Source organism: Micromonospora sp. ANENR4 (genome assembly GCF_015354395.1).
GTDB lineage: Bacteria > Actinomycetota > Actinomycetes > Mycobacteriales > Micromonosporaceae > Micromonospora > Micromonospora aurantiaca.
In genome coordinates this window covers 136,523-152,005 of record NZ_JADKYQ010000001.1, presented here as the reverse complement: position 1 = coordinate 152,005, position 15,483 = coordinate 136,523, and the positions used below count along the sequence as shown (strand labels likewise).

General features: G+C 72.8%; 14 protein-coding genes. 4 read left to right on the top strand and 10 right to left on the bottom strand.

The genetic code is table 11. The features are described from left to right. The first annotated feature begins 18 nt into the window (after nt 1-18). Nucleotides 19-777: a Bax inhibitor-1/YccA family protein gene (locus IRY44_RS00665; RefSeq protein ID WP_194798541.1), complete on the top strand. Its 759-nt coding sequence runs from the start codon at nt 19-21 to the stop codon at nt 775-777. 17 nt (nt 778-794) lie between these two features. Next, complete coding sequence (locus IRY44_RS00660; protein WP_194798540.1) at nt 795-1,115, top strand: hypothetical protein; 321 nt, start codon at nt 795-797, stop codon at nt 1,113-1,115. A 103-nt stretch (nt 1,116-1,218) separates the two neighbouring features. Here the strand turns inward: IRY44_RS00660 and IRY44_RS00655 are convergent, their stop codons facing one another. Genes IRY44_RS00655 through IRY44_RS00640 form a run of 4 tightly spaced genes read right to left on the bottom strand, consistent with a single transcriptional unit; the run spans nt 1,219 to nt 5,920 of the window. Beyond that, on the bottom strand, nt 1,219-2,703 hold the full coding sequence (locus IRY44_RS00655) for a CYTH and CHAD domain-containing protein (RefSeq protein WP_194798539.1): 1,485 nt from the start codon (nt 2,701-2,703) through the stop codon (nt 1,219-1,221). Nucleotides 2,704-2,743: 40 nt separating this feature from the next. Continuing rightward, nucleotides 2,744-4,006, bottom strand: coding sequence for an acetyl-CoA C-acetyltransferase (locus IRY44_RS00650; RefSeq protein WP_073824922.1), 1,263 nt, complete (start codon nt 4,004-4,006; stop codon nt 2,744-2,746). Between the two features lie 58 nt (nt 4,007-4,064). Continuing rightward, on the bottom strand, nt 4,065-4,877 hold the full coding sequence (locus IRY44_RS00645; protein ID WP_194798538.1) for an SGNH/GDSL hydrolase family protein: 813 nt from the start codon (nt 4,875-4,877) through the stop codon (nt 4,065-4,067). Next, on the bottom strand, nt 4,874-5,920 hold the full coding sequence (locus tag IRY44_RS00640; protein ID WP_194798537.1) for an SGNH/GDSL hydrolase family protein: 1,047 nt from the start codon (nt 5,918-5,920) through the stop codon (nt 4,874-4,876). The genes IRY44_RS00645 and IRY44_RS00640 overlap by 4 nt, the downstream gene beginning before the upstream one ends. A 142-nt stretch (nt 5,921-6,062) precedes the next feature. Here IRY44_RS00640 and IRY44_RS00635 point away from each other — a divergent pair, with 142 nt between their 5' ends. Together IRY44_RS00635 and IRY44_RS00630 are read left to right on the top strand one after the other, a co-directional pair. Continuing rightward, entirely contained in the window at nt 6,063-6,419 is a 357-nt protein-coding gene (locus IRY44_RS00635) for a YkvA family protein (protein ID WP_194798536.1), read from the top strand. A 76-nt stretch (nt 6,420-6,495) separates the two neighbouring features. After that, entirely contained in the window at nt 6,496-7,866 is a 1,371-nt protein-coding gene (locus tag IRY44_RS00630; protein WP_194798535.1) for a cystathionine beta-synthase, read from the top strand. A 35-nt stretch (nt 7,867-7,901) separates the two neighbouring features. Here the strand turns inward: IRY44_RS00630 and IRY44_RS00625 are convergent, their stop codons facing one another. The 6 genes from IRY44_RS00625 to msrA all read right to left on the bottom strand — a co-directional run bounded on the left by IRY44_RS00625 (nt 7,902) and on the right by msrA (nt 15,477). Continuing rightward, entirely contained in the window at nt 7,902-8,411 is a 510-nt protein-coding gene (locus IRY44_RS00625) for a GNAT family N-acetyltransferase (protein WP_194798534.1), read from the bottom strand. Next, nucleotides 8,408-9,337, bottom strand: a complete 930-nt coding sequence (locus IRY44_RS00620; protein ID WP_194798533.1) for a ribonuclease Z — start codon at nt 9,335-9,337, stop codon at nt 8,408-8,410. The genes IRY44_RS00625 and IRY44_RS00620 overlap by 4 nt, the downstream gene beginning before the upstream one ends. Nucleotides 9,338-9,647: 310 nt before the next feature. Next, on the bottom strand, nt 9,648-10,832 hold the full coding sequence (locus tag IRY44_RS00615; RefSeq protein WP_194798532.1) for an osmoprotectant NAGGN system M42 family peptidase: 1,185 nt from the start codon (nt 10,830-10,832) through the stop codon (nt 9,648-9,650). Then, nucleotides 10,829-12,667, bottom strand: coding sequence for an N-acetylglutaminylglutamine synthetase (gene ngg, locus IRY44_RS00610; RefSeq protein WP_194798531.1), 1,839 nt, complete (start codon nt 12,665-12,667; stop codon nt 10,829-10,831). Before ngg ends, IRY44_RS00615 begins: the two co-directional genes overlap by 4 nt. 2 nt (nt 12,668-12,669) lie before the next feature. Further along, on the bottom strand, nt 12,670-14,460 hold the full coding sequence (locus IRY44_RS00605) for an N-acetylglutaminylglutamine amidotransferase (RefSeq protein WP_194798530.1): 1,791 nt from the start codon (nt 14,458-14,460) through the stop codon (nt 12,670-12,672). 354 nt (nt 14,461-14,814) lie between these two features. After that, on the bottom strand, nt 14,815-15,477 hold the full coding sequence (gene msrA / locus IRY44_RS00600; RefSeq protein ID WP_064447692.1) for a peptide-methionine (S)-S-oxide reductase MsrA: 663 nt from the start codon (nt 15,475-15,477) through the stop codon (nt 14,815-14,817). Nucleotides 15,478-15,483 lie beyond the last annotated feature (6 nt).

Genomic DNA, 15,483 nt, shown 5'->3' with positions numbered 1-15,483 from the left:
GGGCGGGAGGTGGTCACGGTGCGCAGTGCCAACCCGGTGCTGGACCGGCTGGACGACGTCGGCCGCGTCGAGCGGCAGGTGCTCAGGGCCGGGACCGCCGACACGATGACGGTGGCCGACGTGGTCAGCCGGACCGTGGGTCTGCTGCTGGTCACCGGCGTCACGGCGGCGGTGTCCTGGGTGGTGGTGCCGCAGGCCGCGTGGATCTCCGCCGCGCTCGCCGGGAGCGCGCTGGCCAGCCTGGCCCTGGTGCTCGTCATCTCGCTGAAGCAGATCACCAGTCCACCGGTGATCGTCGGGTACGCGGTGCTCCAGGGACTGCTGCTCGGGGTGGCCAGCCGCGCCTTCGAACTGGTCTATCCGGGCATCGTGGCGCAGGCGGTGGTCGGCACGTTCGGCGTCTTCCTCGGCATGGCGGTGCTCTACCGGGCCCGGCTGGTACGCGCCACCCCGCGCCTGGCCCGGCTCGTCATCGGCATGCTCGTCGGGATCGTGGCGATCGGCCTGGTCAACCTGTTCGCGTACCTGTTCACCGGGCGGCAGGGGGTGGTCGTCTACAGCCTCAGTGACCGGGTGGGCTGGTTGCCGTACCTGTTCTCGGTGGTGGCGATCATCGCGGGCGCGCTCAGCTTCATCCTCGACTTCGACCTGGTCGAACGGTCGGCCGCGAACCGGCTGCCCAGCCGTTACGCCTGGTACTGCGCCTTCGGTCTGCTGGTCGGGCTGATCTTCCTGTACTGGCAGATCCTCCGCCTGCTCAGCTACGTACGCCGCTGACCGTAGACTCGGCGGCGATGAGCGCAGCGGAACTGGACCGGGCGGTGACCCTGCTGGTCCGACAGGTCGGGCACTGGCAGCAGCCGCGCTGGTCGGCCAAGGCGGACGGCGGCAACGTGTCCCGGGCCGACCTGGTGCACAAGCTGGTCCAGGAGATCGCCAACCTGGCCGCCGACGCGGCCGGTGAGCCGCGCCGCGACGTGCCCCGCCTCCCCAGCGACCTGGCCCTGCCCGACCAGCTCCGCGTGGTCACCGCCGACCTGACCCTCGCCGCGCCCCCCGACCAGATCCTGGCCACCGCCACGGAAGCGGTGACCCGAACCCGCGCCGCCCTCTGACCCCCCGCCCTGACCCCGTTGATCATGAAGTTGGCGGCGACAAAACGGACGCTGATCCCCGTCAACTTCATGATCGACCGAGTGGGGGCCGGGAGAGGGCGGGTCAGGGGTTCAGCCAGCGGCGTACCTTGCGGTGTCTTGAGCGGTCGCGCGCCCGCAGGACGGCCGGGCGGTCGTGGCCGGCGGCCTCGGCCTGCCTCGCGTGCAGCAGGCCGTACGTGAACGCGTTCTCGCCGTCGGCGTACGCCTGGAGCGCCTGCCGCCGCAGCACCTCCCGGGTGACCACCGAGTCCTGCTGGGTGCCGAGCAGGTCCTGGAGCGCCTTGAACCGCTTCACCAGGCGAGCGGCCCGCTTGCCGGCGGCCGGCGCGCGCACCTCCACCGCGTAGCGGGCGGCCTTGAGCTTCTTGCGCGCCTCGTGCAACGCGACGTCCCCGTCCGGCCCGGTGGTGGCGAGCGCCCGGTCCAGCCGGGTGTCGGCACGGCGTACCGCCTTGCGGACCCTGCGGTCCACCCACCGCCGGCCGACGTCGGCGGGCGGGCCGTCGGCCAGCCGATCCAGGCGGGCCAGCAGAGCGGGGTAGCGGTCGGCGTCCAGCGCGGACCGCAGCGCGATGGTCGCCTCGGCCCGGTCGGCGGCGAACCATTGGCCGATCCGCGCCGCCACCGGGCCGAGCACCAGCTCGTCCGGCAGCTCGTGCATCGCCTCGGTGAGCCGGTCGGCCATCACCTGGGTGTCGCGGACCCGGCCCAGCTCGCCGCCGAGGCGGCGCAGCTCGGCCCGGACCGCCTCACTCTCCCGGCGGTCCCACAACCCCCGGAAGGTACGCAGGGTCGCCCGCAACCGGCGGGTCGCCACGCGCATGTCGTGGACCGCGTCCTCGTTCCCCTGGTACGCGGCCGCGTGGTTGCCGACGATCGCGTCGCGCTGTGCCCTGACGTACGCGAGGACAGGTCCCGCCGGGCCGACCGGCTCCCGGTCGTCGAAGCGCTCGATCCGGCCGGCGACGGCCCGGTGCGACTTGCTGACCGCCACCTCGCGGGCGCCTGCCGCGCGCAGCCGCTCCCCGAGTGCGTCGAGCAGCGCCTCGTCGCCCTCGACCAGCTCGATCTCGATCTCGTGCCAGGTCCGCGCGGTGCCGTCCACCAGGTCCTCGGACCGGACGTCGTCCTCGGCCACCTCGGCCAGCACCCGGCCGTCCGCGTCGAGCAGCCGGTGCTCCCGGCGGCGATTGACGACCCGGGCCGCCGGAGTGACAGGGCGACCGCGCGACGCGCCCCGGATCAGCGCGACCAGCTCGGGCGGCGGGCCGTCGTCGGACGCCCCGGCCGGGAACTGGTGCTCGACCCGGGCGCCACCGACAGCGCCCACCTTGAGGTGCCAGCCCGCGTCGTGCCCACCGGTACGCCGGCGCAGTGCGTGCCCGCTGCGCAGCAGGAGCAGGTCGCCGGTGTCCCAGTAGACGGCGTCCAGATCCGAGACGGTGGCGTCGGACATGGTCACGACGCCACCGCACCCGGTCAGGTCGGGCAGCCGGAAACCCTCGTCGCCGGAGTACTTGCGCTCACGTTCCACGACGGTCGCCATGCGGCCTCCCGTACTCGGCTCGCGCACCGGCGAACCGGTCTCAGCTCAGTCGTTCGAGCACCATCGCCATGCCCTGGCCGCCGCCGACGCACATGGTCTCCAGACCGATGGTCTTGTCGTGCCACTCCAGCGCGTTCAGCAGCGTGCCGGTGATCCGGGCACCGGTCATGCCGAACGGGTGGCCGACGGCGATCGCGCCACCGGCGACGTTCAGCTTCTCCTCCGGGATACCGAGCTGCCGGTACGAGGGGATCACCTGGGCGGCGAACGCCTCGTTGATCTCGACCAGGTCGACGTCGTCGATGGTCATGCCGGCGCGCTTGAGCGCCTGCTTCGACGCCTCGACCGGGCCCAGGCCCATGATCTCGGGGGAGAGCCCGGTGACGCCGGTGGAGACGATCCGGGCCAGCGGGGTGAGCCCCAGCTCGGACGCGCGCTCGGCGCTCATGATCACCACGGCGGCGGCGCCGTCGTTGAGCGGGCAGCAGTTGCCCGCGGTGATCCGGCCGTCCGGGCGGAACACCGGCTTCAGGCCGGCCACCGCCTCCAGGGTCACCCCGGCTCGCGGGCCGTCGTCGGTGCTGACGACGGTGCCGTCCGGCGTGGTGACCGGGGTGATCTCGCGGGCCCAGAAGCCGTCGGCGATCGCCTTCTCGGCGAGGTTCTGGCTGCGGACGCCGAACGCGTCCATGTCCTCGCGGGTCACGTCGTACACCTGGGCCAGGTTCTCCGCGGTCTGCCCCATGGCGAGGTAGATGTCGGGGAGCTGCCCGGCCTCGCGCGGGTCGGTCCACACCTCGGCGCCGCCCTGGGCGCGGGCCGCGGAACGCTCCCGGGCCTCGGCGAAGCGGGGGTTCTCCCAGCCGCCGCCGACGAGGGCCTGCGCCTCCGGCGGCAGCGTGTCCGAGTTGCCCCGGGCGTACCGGGACACCATCTCCACACCGGCGGAGATGAACACGTCACCCTCACCGGCCCGGATCGCGTGCATCGCCATCCGGGTGGTCTGGAGCGAGGACGCGCAGTAGCGGGTCAGCGTGGCGCCGGGCAGGCCGTCGAGGCCCATCAGGGTGGCGACCACCCGGGCCATGTTGAAGCCCTGCTCGCCGCCGGGCAGACCGCACCCGAGGTAGAGGTCGTCGATGGTGGTGGGATCGAGCGCCGGGACCTTGTCGAGGGCGGCCTGGACGATGGTGGCGGCGAGGTCGTCCGGGCGGACCTCGCGGAGGGAACCCTTGAACGCGCGGCCGATGGGGGACCGGGCGGTGGCGACGATGACGGCGTCGCGGGGCGACTCAATCGGCATGAGCCAACGTTAACGCGCGAGTAACATGCCCGGGAAGTCGCACGGCGGGCGGGAAATGTCACCCCGTGGGCGGTCGCCGGTGATGCCGGAACGCGACGGCAGCGGCCGCCTCGACCGCCGGGAGCAGGGCGTGCGCCCACACCCGGTAGCCGTCGGCCGACGGGTGGAAGCCGTCGTGGCAGAGCGTCCCCGCGTCCGCGCGGAACACCGGGCCGGTCTCGGTGCCCAGGTCGACGACGGTGCCGCCGGCGTCCAGCACGGCCGCCGTCTGCGCCCGCGCCATCCGCCGCCCGGACCAGCCGAGCACCTGACGCAGCGGTGCGGCGACCGCGCGTACCGCCCCGAGGTCGGGGCACGTGCCCACCACCACCTCGACGTGTGCCTCCCGCAGACGGCGTACCGCCGAGCCGAGATAGGCCGCCGCGTCGCCGGGCCGGGACATCGCGGTGGCGTCGTTCGCCCCGATCAGCACCACCGCCACGTCCGGCCGCTCACCGAGCAGCGCCCGGGCCACCTGGGTCGCCAGGTCGGTGGCGCGCGAGCCGGAGACCCCGACGCTGGACAGCTGCACCCGGCGCCCGGTCGGACCCTCGGCGAGCAGGTTGGCGAGCTGACCGCCGATGGTGTCCTCGAACCGGTCGACGCCCACACCGAGCGCCGACGAGTCACCCAGCAGCACCAGCCGCAGCGGCGGCGCGTCCGCGCGGCCGACAGTCGCGCGCAGGACCAGACCCAGCTCGGGCTGGGCGTACTCGCGGGTGCGGGCAGCGATGGCCTGGCCGGCCAGGACCGCCGCGCCGCCCACAGTGCCGGCCAGCAGCGACAGGGCCGCGGCCCGGCCCCACCGGGCCACCTCACCGCGCTCGCTCATGACGTTCCCTCCAGCGTTGCCGAGTCGGCGGCGCTGCCGGTCGGTGGCACCGCGCCGACGCCGAAGAAGGCCCGCCGGCGAAGCTGCGCCCACCGCCCGCCCGGCCCGCGGTCGCGACCCCGGAGCTGGGCGCCGCTGACCTCCGTGCCTGCGTGCCGGGCCGCTTGGTGGGCGGCCTCCGGGAGCGACCGTACGCCTTCCACGCCCGGCAGGACAGGCCTGCGTTCCGGGACCGCGCCCAACGCGGACAACACGGTGGGCAGCAACGCCGCTGCGGCTATCGCGTACCCCTCGGCGGAGGGGTGGAACCGGTCCCAGGCGAACATCCGCCCGGGGTCGGCGGCGAAGCGCGGCCCGAGCATGTCGCCGAGCGAGACGGCACGGCCGCCGGCCTCGACCACGCCCACCGTCTGCGCGGCGGCGAGCTGGCGGCTCCAGCGCCGGGCCAGCCAGCGCAGCGGCGGCTGAATAGGCCGGATGGTGCCCAGGTCGGGGCAGGTGCCGACGACCACCTCACAGCCGGCCGCCCGGAGCGTACGGACCGCGTCGACCAGATATCGCACCGCTACCGAGAACGGTGAGCGGTTGGTGACGTCGTTGCCGCCGACCAGGATCACTGCGACGTCCGGCTCGACCTCCAGGGCGGACTCGACCTGCGGCTTCAGCCCTGACGACAACGCGCCGACCACGGCGAACCGGTGCAGCCGGACCGGCCGGTGCAGGCGGCGGGACAGCCCGGTGGCCAGCAGTGATCCCGGTGTCTCCCGGCGCCTGTGCACGCCGTACCCGGCCGCTGAGGAGTCGCCCAGGATGACCACGGTGATCGGCGGGCCGGGCAGTCTCGCGCCGTACACACCGTCGCAGCGCGGCGGCGGGGCCTGCGCCATCGGGATGGTGCGGCGGGCCTGCCGGGCCTGGCCGAGCAGCACCCCACCGGTGGCGGCGGTGGCCGCCACCGTGGCGCCCGTGCCGATCGCCGCGAGGCGGGCGATCTGCCGGGCGCGCTGCCGGCGGACCGGCGCGACGGAACCAGCGTCCCCCATGAACCGACAGTATCGCGCCGGTACGACCACTGCTGTCCTTGATCGGATGGCTGGGCGGTGCCCGGATTGGGTACCGATGAGGGGCAGCGGACATGGACTTGCCATCGGGCCGCACCATGGTCGAGCGGAGAGGGGCGACATCATGGGGAAGACGTTGAAGCGCAGCGCCGCGTTCGCGGCGCTGGCCCGGGCGCTGGCGGCCGGTACGCGGGGCGGGCCGTCGCTCGGGGCACGGCTGGCGGCGCTGCCGCGGATGATCCGCGCGACCACCCGGGGCGAGTACGACGGTGGCCTGCGCCTGGCGCTGATGGCCGGGGCGACGGCGTACATCGTCTCCCCGATCGACCTGCTGCCGGAGATCCCGCTGGCGATCTTCGGGCTGGCCGACGACGCGGTCATGGTCACCTGGCTGGCCGGCAGCGTGCTCGCCGAGACCGAGCGGTTCCTGGAGTGGGAGGCACGTCGCAGCTCCGTCATCCCCGGGCATGCGGTGCCCTGACGGCACGTACGCTGGTCGGCGAACTGACCGCTGACCGACCGCCCCACGACGGCGGCGCGACGAAGGGCACAACGAGGTGCAGTACTACGACAACGTCGTCGAGCTGATCGGCAACACCCCGCTGGTACGCCTGCGCAACGTCACCGAGGGCATCCAGGCCACCGTGCTGGCGAAGGTGGAGTACGTGAACCCGGGCGGCTCGGTCAAGGACCGGATCGCGCTGCGCATGGTGGAGGACGCCGAGAAGGCGGGCATCCTGGGGCCGGGCGGCACGATCGTGGAGCCGACCAGCGGCAACACCGGCGTCGGGCTGGCCCTGGTGGCCCAGCTCCGGGGCTACCGCTGCGTCTTCGTCTGCCCGGACAAGGTCAGCCAGGACAAGCAGGACGTGCTGCGCGCGTACGGCGCCGAGGTGGTGGTCTGCCCGACCGCCGTCGCGCCGGAGGACCCGCGCTCCTACTACAACGTCTCCGACCGGCTGGCCCGGGAGATCCCCGGCGCGTGGAAGCCCAACCAGTACAGCAACCCGGCCAACCCGCGTTCGCACTACGAGACCACCGGCCCGGAGCTGTGGCAGCAGACCGAAGGCAGGATCACCCACTTCGTCGCGGGCGTCGGCACCGGCGGCACCATCTCCGGCATCGGCCGCTACCTCAAGGAGGCGTCCGAGGGCCGGGTCAAGGTGATCGGCGCGGACCCGGAGGGCTCGGTCTACTCCGGCGGCACCGGGCGGCCGTACCTGGTCGAGGGCGTCGGTGAGGACTTCTGGCCCGAGACGTACGACCGGGGGATCGCCGACGAGATCGTCGAGGTGTCGGACAAGGAGTCCTTCGAGATGACCCGCCGGCTGGCCCGCGAGGAGGGGCTGCTGGTCGGCGGCTCCTGCGGTATGGCCGTGGTGGGCGCGCTGGAGGTGGCCCGCAAGGCCGGCCCGGACGACGTGATCGTGGTGCTGCTGCCGGACGGCGGCCGGGGCTACCTGTCGAAGATCTTCAACGACAAGTGGATGGCCCGGTACGGTTTCCTGGACGACTCGGGCACCGAGCCGACCGTCGCCGACGCGCTCGCCGGCAAGCCCGGCGGCCTGCCCGAGCTGGTGCACGTGCACCCGACCGAGACGGTCCGCGACGCGATCGACTACATGCGCGAGTACGGCGTCTCCCAGCTCCCGGTGCTCAAGGCCGAGCCGCCGGTGGTGACCGGTGAGGTGGCCGGTTCGATCGCCGAGAAGGACCTGCTCGACGCGTTGTTCACCGGCCAGGCCCACCTGCACGACACGATCGAGCGGCACATGGGCGAGCCGCTGCCGATGATCGGCGGCGGCCAGCCGGTGAGCGAGGCGGTCGGGCTGCTGGAGAAGGCGGACGCGGCGCTGGTGCTGGTCGACGGCAAGCCCAAGGGCGTGCTGACCCGCCAGGACCTGCTGGCCCACCTCGGCGCCCGCTGAGCGGGGCGGGGCCCCGGGATCCGGGGCCCGCCCGTTCACAGCTCGCGGCCGTACCGCAGTTGCGGCACCAGCGCCGAGCCGATGTGCTCGTCCCGCTGCAGACCGGTCAGGACCCAGCCGCCGCGCTCGTAGAACCGGCGCGCGGCGGCGTTGTCCCGCAGCACCCACAGCACCGCGCGGGTCCATCCCCGGGCCCGCATCGCGTCGAGCGCGTCCACCATCAGCGCCCGGCCGGTGCCCCGGCCCCGCTCGGACGGCTCCAGGTGGATCGCGTTGAGCAGCCCGGTCGCCGGGTCGCCCTCGTCGTCCGGCCCGAGGTAGCTGAAGCCCACCAGCCGCCCGCCCCGCTCGGCCACCGTCATCCGGTGGTCGGCGCCCTCCCAGGTCAGCCGTTCCACCCAGTAGCGGCCCATCGCCTCGGGCGTCGGGTCGGCCAGCGCCTCGGGCGGCAGGAACGACGAGTACGCCGCCACCCGTGAACGCTGGTGCAGGGCGCCGACCGCCATCAGGTCGGCTTCGGTCGCGGAACGTAGGGAGATCGTCACCCGGGCGACGGTACCCGCCGGGGCGGCACCTGTACCGTCTGAAGATCCTCGGCGATCACCAGGTCGCCGGTGAAGTGCTCGCGGGCCTCGTCGTGGAAGCGGCGCGGGTCGGCGTACCGCTGGGAGAAGTGGGTGAGCACGAGCGTCCGTACCCCCGACTCGGCCGCCACCCGCGCGGCCTGGCCGGCGGTGAGGTGCCCGACCTCGGCGGCGAGGGCCGCCTCCGACTCCAGGAACGTCGACTCGATCACCAGCAGGTCGGCGTGCTCGGCCAGTGCGTACACGCCGTCGCAGAGCCCGGTGTCCATCACGAACGCGAACCGCTGCCCCGGCCGGGTCACGCTCACCTCGTCGCGGGTCACGCGGCGTCCGTCGCGGTCCAGGTGGCCGTCGCGCAGCAACCGCCCCACGTCCGGACCGGCGATGCCGTACGCGCTCAGCCGCTCCGGAAGCATCCGGCAGCCGTCCGGCTCGACCAGGCGGTACCCGTACGTCTCGATCGGGTGCCGCAGCCGGCGGGCCTCCAGCGTGCCGATGCCCAGCGTGATGCGCTGCCCGTCGGCGTCGATCGGCTCGACTGCCAGTTCGGCGGTCTCGTAGAAGCTGGAGGCGTGCCGCAGCCGGGCGAAGTACTCGGCGCCGCCGGCCGGGAAGTGCACCGCCACCGGGCGTGGTACGCGGTCCAGCGAGAGCCGCTGGATCATGCCGGGCAGCCCGAGGCAGTGGTCCCCGTGGAAGTGGGTGACGCAGATCCGGGTCAGGTCGGTGGCGGTGATCCGGGTGTGCAGCATCTGGCGCTGGCTGCCCTCGCCCGGGTCGAAGAGGATCACCTCGTCGTCCCAGCGCAGCAGGTAGCCGTTGTGGTTGCGTTGCCGGGTCGGGGCCTGGCTGGCCGTACCGAGCACCACCAGCTCACGCATGGACACGGCATCCTCCGGAAGGCAAAAAGCGACCCCCGGGGCTTCCGCGCTCGCGCGCGGGCCGGCTGGACTGGGCCGGCACCCCGGGGGTCGGGTGGCTGTCGTGGTTTCGCCGCACCGCTGCCACACGGTCTCGACGATCCTGCAGGTGCCCGCCTCGCGGCGGACGAGATTTCACTGTCGAGGACAGCGGCTAGCGGACAGCCACCTCACGAGTCCGATTGCTATACAAGTCTGGACCACCTCCTTTCCCGTGTACCGCCACGCTATCCAGTTCGCGGCGGCCGCGGCAACGGATTTCGATCACAGACCCCGGTCAGTCCAGGCCGATCGGGCCCTCGCGCGGGCCCTCCTCGTTCGCCGGCTGCACTGCGAGCGACGGGAAGTCGGCCAGGTCGCCCTCCGGCTCGGCGTCCCACTCCGGGAAGACCAGGGGGCTCTGGAGATAGAGGCAGAGCAACTGGGTGAGCTGGTGCAGGCCGTCGAGGTGGGTGCGTTCGTGCCCGTGGGTGGCGTCCACGCCGAACCCGAGCAGCGCCACCCGGGCGTGCGCCCCGGCCTCGACCGCGGCGGCCACGTCCGAGCGGTAGTAGTCGAACACGTCCCGGACCAGGTCGACGCCGTGCTCCTTCGCGATCGAGGCGAGGTTGCGGGTCAGGTGGTAGTCGAACGGGCCGACGCCGTCGCCCATCGCCAGCGTGGCGGCGGTCTCCCGGGACTGCTGGCCCGGCGCGACCACCGCCGCGTCCACCGAGACGATCTCCGCGACGTCCGGGTCCAGCCCGTGGCTGGCGCCGTGGCCGATCTCCTCGGTGACGGTGACCAGCAGGTGCGCGGTGACCGCCGGGATGATCCCGGCGTCGACCATCGCCTTGAACGCGGTCAGCACCGCCGCCACGCCCGCCTTGTCGTCCAGGTGCCGGGACTTGACGTACCCGTTCGGAGTGATCGTGGGGTTGGGCAGGAACGCCACGAAGTCCCCGGCGTCGATGCCGAGCGCCCGCAGCCCGGCCTCGTCGTGCACGGGCTCGTCCACCCGCACCTCGACCAGCTCCCAGCCGACGCCCTGGAGGTCGACCGCCTCGTTGTAGCGGTGGCCGCTCGCCTTCAGCGGCAGCACCTGGCCGGTGACGACCCGCTCCAGGTCGTCGGTGAAGATCCGCACGTGGGCGCCCTCGGCGAAGCGGGCGCTGTGCGTACCGATCGGGTTGACCTCCAGCCGGCCGTTCTCCTTGAGCCGCTTCACCATGCCGCCGATGGTGTCGGTGTGCACCACCACGGCCCGGTCTGCGCCGGTCGACCGGGGGCCGGGCAGACAGGCGCTCAGCGCCCCGCGACGGGTCAGCGTGGAGCTGATCCCGATCGCGGAGAGCCGCTCGCCCACGTACTGCTGGATGTGGTCGGTGCGCCCCGACGGGCTGGGGATCTCCAGCAGCTCCACCAGCACCTGGCGGAGGTAGTCGAGGTCGAGCTTGAGCGGTTGGGGCTTGCGTGCGGTCATGCCCCAGAGCTTGCCGCACCGGCCGGTGACCAGAGTCGCTGCGGTGCCCGGGTACCCGGGAAGAGCAGGTCGACGAAGCGCTCGGCGGTGGGCTGCGGCTCGTGGTTGGCCAGTCCGGGCCGCTCGTTCGCCTCGATGAACACGTGTTCCGGCTGGTCCGGGGCGGGGACCAGCAGGTCCAGCCCGGTGACCGGGATGTCCAGCGCCCGGCTCGCCGTGACGCACGCCTCGGCGATCGCCGGGTGCAGATCGGCTGTCACGTCGTGGATCGTGCCGCCGGTGTGCAGGTTGGCCGTCCGCCGGACCGCCAGCACCTCGCCCTCCGGCAGCACGTCGTGCATCCGGTACCCGGCCTCCGCCACCACCTCGCGGGTCATGTCGTCGACGGGGATGCGGGACTCGCCGCCGGTGGCGGCGGCCCGGCGGCGGCTCTGCCGCTCGATCAGCTCGGTGATGTCGTGCACGCCGTCGCCGGTGATCTGCGCCGGCCGGCGTACCGCGGCGGCGACCACCTCGTGGTCGATCACCACGACCCGCAGGTCCTCGCCCGCGCGCAGTTCCTCGATCAGCACGTCCGGGCAGAACCGGCGGGCCAGCTCGACGGCGGCGGTCAGCGCCTCCGGCGTACGCACGCCGACGGTGATGCCGTTGCCCTGCTCGCCCCGCGCCGGCTTGACCACCACCGGGCCCACGTCGTTCAGGAATGCGACGTCGTCGGGCTCGCCGGTGGCGGTGCGCCCGCGCGGCACCGACAGCCCCGCCTCGGTGAGGATGCGCCGGGTCACCCGCTTGTCGTCGCAGCGGCTCATCGCCACCGCCGAGGTCAGCTCCGACAGCGACTCGCGGGTGTGGATGGTCCGGCCGCCGGTGGTCAGCTTCAGCTCACCCCAGTGCGGGTCGGTCACCTCGACCCGGATGCCGCGGCGCATCGCCTCGTCCGCGACGATCTTCGCGTACGGGTTCAGCTCGTCGTACCCCTCCGGCATGGCGGGCAGGAACAGGCGCTCGTTGATCGGGTTCTTCCGCTTCACGCAGAGCGTGCCGGTGCGGTGGAAGCCGAGGCGCTCGTACAGCCGGATCGCACCCGAGTTCTCGGCCAGCACGGACAGGTCCACGAACGCCCGGCCGCGCTCGTCGAGCCGGTCCGCGAGCGCGGTGAGCAGCGCCTGCCCGGTGCCGGGCGGGGCGGTGTTGAAGTCGACTGTGAGGCACCACAGGCTGGCGCCGTCCTCCGGGTCGCCGAAGACCGCGACGTGGTCCACGCCGGTGATGGTGCCGACCACCTCACCGGTGGTGTCCTCGGCCACCAGGTGCAGGAACCGGTCCGTGCCGGCGTTGTCCACCAGCACCTCGACCGGTGCGGTGACCATGCCGTTGCGCGCGTAGATCCGGTTCACCGCCTCGGCGTCGGCGGCGTCACGCAGCGGCCGGACGGTCAGCCCGGGCACCTCGCCGCCCTCGGTGGCGGCGGGCCGCTTGTCGCCCAGCGGCAGCCGGTACGTCAGCGACGGGTCGATGAACAGCTCGTCCGGCAGCCGGGACACCAGCACGTGCGGGTCGCGCAGGTAGATGCAGATGTCCCGGGCGCCGACCGCCTCGGAGCGCAGCACGTCGGCCACGTGCACCTGGTCGTCGAACGTCTGCCCGAACACCAGCCGGCCCCAGCCGCAGTCCAGCACCACGCCCGAGGCGTCGGTGGACGCGGTCTCCGGCTGCCGCGGCTCCGGCGTACCCGGTGCGATCGGGTCACCGCCCGGGCCGGTGCGTTCCCGGCGCCGGCCCAGCACCCGTTCCCGGTCGGTACGCGCCGTTCCGGTGGCGAGGGTGTCGGTCACGGTCAGTCGATTCCGTGGCTCTGGAGCCACATTTCCAGGAGTCCCAGTTGCCACAGCTTGTTTCCGTTCAACGGGGTCAGTTCGGCATTCGGGTCGGCGAGCAGCGCGTCGACGTAGTCGGCGCGGAACAGGTCACGACGGCGCGCCTCCGGGGCGGTGAGCGCGTCGCGTACCCGGTCGAGGAGCTTGCCCTCCAGGTGGGTGAGACCGGGCACCGGGAAGTAGCCCTTGGGCCGGTCGATGACCTCGTGCGGCAGGACCCGGCGGCCGATCTCCTTGAGCACGCCCTTGCCACCCTGGGCAAGCTTCAGCTCCGGCGGGCAGCTCGCGGCCAGCTCGACGAACTCGTGGTCGAGGAACGGCACCCGGGCCTCCAGCCCGTGCGCCATGGTCATGTTGTCGACCCGCTTCACCGGGTCGTCGGTCAGCATGACCTGGGTGTCGATCCGCAGGCCGGCGTCGACGGCGGTCTGCGCGCCCGCGCGGCCCAGGTGCGCGGCCACGAACTCCCGCGCCGGGTCGCCGTCGGCCAGCCACGCCGGGTTGAGCACCCGGGCCAGTCCGGCCGCGTCGCGGTCGAAGAACGCCTTCGCGTACGTCTCGAGCGCCTGCTCCCGGTCCACCCCGGCGAGCGGCGGGTACCAGTGGTAGCCACCCAGGATCTCGTCCGCGCCCTGGCCCGACTGCACCACCTTGACGTGCTTCGCGACCTCCTGGCTGAGCAGCCAGAACGCGACGCAGTCGTGGCTGACCATCGGTTCGCTCATCGCCGCGACGGCGGCCTCCAGCGGCGGCAGCAGGTCACCGGTGGGCACCCGGATCTGGTGGTGGTCGGTGCCGAACGTCTTCGCGACCAGATCGGAGTAGACGAACTCGTCGCCCTCCCGGCCGCCGACCGCGTCGAAGCCGATGGAGAACGTGGCCAGACCGGACCGGGCCTGCCCCTCGCCGGCGAGCAGCGCGACCACCAGGCTGGAGTCGAGGCCGCCGGAGAGCAGCACGCCCACCGGGACGTCGGCCACCATGCGGCGGCGCACGGCGGTGGTCAGCGAGTCGAGCAGCGCGTCCTGCCAGTCCCGCTCGGACCAGCCGGCCCGCTCGGCGGCGCGGCCGAAGGACGGATCCCAGTAGACCCGCTCGTGGGTGGAGCCGTCCGCCTCGTACACCCGGACCGTGGCCGGCGGCAGCTTGGTGACGCCGGCCAGGATGGTGCGCGGCGGCGGCACGATGCTGTGGAAGCTCAGGTAGTGGGCGAGCGCAACCCGGTCGATGGTGGTGTCGATGCCGCCGCCGGCGAGCAGCGCCGGCAGCGTCGAGGCGAACCGGACCACACCGGGGCTCTCGGCCAGGTAGAGCGGCTTGATGCCGAGGCGGTCCCGGGCCAGCACCAGGCGGCCGGTGTCGCGCTCGCTGATCGCCGCCGCGAACATGCCGATCAGGTGGTCGACGAAGTCGAGCCCCCACTCGGCGTACGCCTTGACCACGACCTCGCTGTCACCGGACGAGAAGAACCGGTGGCCCTTGGCCTGCAGCTCGGCGCGTAGTTCCCGGTAGTTGTAGATGCAGCCGTTGAAGACACCGGTGAGCCCGGCGGCGGCGTCCACGATGGGTTGGCCGCTCGCCGCGGACAGGTCGATGATCTTCAGGCGCCGGTGTCCCAGCGCGGTCGGGCCCTGCGACCAGATGCCGCTGTCGTCGGGCCCTCGGTCACTCATCGTGGCCGCCATCCGCTCCACGGCCGAGACGTCGGCGCGTGAACCGTCACGGCGGAACTCTCCCGCAAGTCCGCACATACGAGCCAATGCTGCCAGAGCTTGTTGCAGTTCGCCTGTTGAGACGATGACGAACGTGTGACAGCTTGCTACGATGCGCCGTCACGCAGGGTGGTTGCCTGTCACGCCTTCGGTTCCTGCCCCTCCACGCCCGGATGCCGGAAACCCGGCCCGTCCCCGGTGTGAGGAATACCGCACGGACCGGCGCGCCCCGGCATCGGCGGCTTTCCCCGATCTTGCACTTTGGTGCCCCGTAATCCTCGTAATCCGGGCAACTCGTGGGCCGAAACTGCAAGATCGCGTGAGCGTAGACGCTGCCGGCACGGTGATCGGCCTCGCCGTTCACCGTGCCGGACTCGTGGTGCGGGTCGCGGGCTAGCCCGCGGTGCGGGCCACGCCGACCGGGCAGCTCAGCCCGTTCGGTCCGTGGTTGCAGTAGCCGTTCGGGTTCTTCGTCGGCGCCAGGTACTGCTGGTGGTAGTCCTCGGCGAAGTAGTAGTCGCCGAGCGGGGCGATCTCGGTGGTGATCTCACCCTTGCCGGCCCGGGCCACGATCGGCGCGAACGCGTCCCGCGACGCCTTCGCGGCGGCGGCCTGCTCGTCGGTGGTGGTGTAGATCGCCGAGCGGTACTGGGTGCCCACGTCGTTGCCCTGGCGCATGCCCTGGGTCGGGTCATGGTTCTCCCAGAAGACCTTCAGCAGGTCCTCGTAGGCGATCTTCGACGGGTCGTAGACCACCTGGACCACCTCGGCGTGCCCGGTCATGCCCGAGCAGACCTCCTCGTACGTCGGGTTGGTGGTGTAGCCACCCGCGTAGCCGGCGGACGTGGTGATCACGCCGGGGAGGGTCCAGAACAGCCGCTCGGCGCCCCAGAAGCAGCCCATCCCGAAGACGGCGACCTGCGCGCCCTCGGGGAACGGGCCCTTCAGCGTCGACGGCAGCACCTCGTGCCGGTCGGCGATCGGCATCGCGATCGGGCGACCCGGCAGGGCTTGGTCAGGAGAGATCATTTCAGCCTTCATGCGGCGGAGGAACACGGTGGG

Coding starts and splice junctions, on each gene's coding strand:
- IRY44_RS00650 (WP_073824922.1), bottom strand. CDS start 4,006: ATGCCGATTGAGTCGCCCCGCGACGCCGTCATCGTCGCCACCGCCCGG.
- IRY44_RS00645 (WP_194798538.1), bottom strand. CDS start 4,877: ATGAGCGAGCGCGGTGAGGTGGCCCGGTGGGGCCGGGCCGCGGCCCTG.
- IRY44_RS00660 (WP_194798540.1), top strand. CDS start 795: ATGAGCGCAGCGGAACTGGACCGGGCGGTGACCCTGCTGGTCCGACAG.
- IRY44_RS00615 (WP_194798532.1), bottom strand. CDS start 10,832: ATGACCGCACGCAAGCCCCAACCGCTCAAGCTCGACCTCGACTACCTC.
- IRY44_RS00655 (WP_194798539.1), bottom strand. CDS start 2,703: ATGGCGACCGTCGTGGAACGTGAGCGCAAGTACTCCGGCGACGAGGGT.
- IRY44_RS00640 (WP_194798537.1), bottom strand. CDS start 5,920: ATGGGGGACGCTGGTTCCGTCGCGCCGGTCCGCCGGCAGCGCGCCCGG.
- IRY44_RS00605 (WP_194798530.1), bottom strand. CDS start 14,460: ATGTGCGGACTTGCGGGAGAGTTCCGCCGTGACGGTTCACGCGCCGAC.
- IRY44_RS00635 (WP_194798536.1), top strand. CDS start 6,063: ATGGGGAAGACGTTGAAGCGCAGCGCCGCGTTCGCGGCGCTGGCCCGG.